The sequence below is a fragment of the Pseudomonas sp. 43(2021) genome (assembly GCF_017490805.1).
Taxonomy (GTDB): domain Bacteria; phylum Pseudomonadota; class Gammaproteobacteria; order Pseudomonadales; family Pseudomonadaceae; genus Aquipseudomonas.
In genome coordinates this window covers 1-659 of record NZ_JAFGYJ010000133.1, presented here as the reverse complement: position 1 = coordinate 659, position 659 = coordinate 1, and the positions used below count along the sequence as shown (strand labels likewise).

Below are 659 nucleotides of genomic sequence, written 5' to 3'. Positions count from 1 at the left end.
ACCGTAACGGTCTGCGTCCGGCGCGCTGGGTCACCACCAAGAATGGTTTCATCACCCTCGCCTCGGAAATCGGCGTGTGGAACTACCAGCCCGAAGACGTGCTCGCCAAGGGTCGCGTCGGCCCTGGCCAGATCTTCGCCGTGGACACCGAAACCGGGCAGATCCTCGATACCGATGCGATCGACAACCGTCTGAAATCCCGTCATCCGTACAAGCAATGGCTGCGCAAGAATGCCCTGCGCATTCAGGCGACCATGGAAGACAACGACCACGGTTCGGCTTTCTACGACGTCGATCAGCTCAAGCAGTACATGAAGATGTATCAGGTCACGTTCGAGGAGCGTGATCAGGTGCTGCGTCCGCTCGGCGAGCAAGGTTACGAAGCCGTGGGCTCGATGGGCGACGACACGCCGATGGCCGTGCTGTCCCAGCGTGTACGCACGCCGTACGACTATTTCCGCCAGCAGTTCGCGCAGGTCACCAATCCGCCGATCGACCCGCTGCGTGAAGCGATCGTGATGTCGCTGGAAATCTGGCTCGGTGCCGAGCGCAACATTTTCCAGGAGTCGCCGGAACACGCCTCGCGCGTGATCCTCAGCTCGCCAGTGATCTCTCCGGCCAAGTGGCGCTCGCTGATGAACCTCGACCGTCCGGGTTTC

At 61.3% G+C, this 659-nt stretch carries 1 protein-coding gene; it reads left to right on the top strand.

From position 1 onward, the window contains the following. Nucleotides 1–659 (top strand): glutamate synthase central domain-containing protein (locus tag J5M71_RS26350; protein ID WP_279382381.1); only part of this gene is annotated, 659 nt, incomplete at both ends.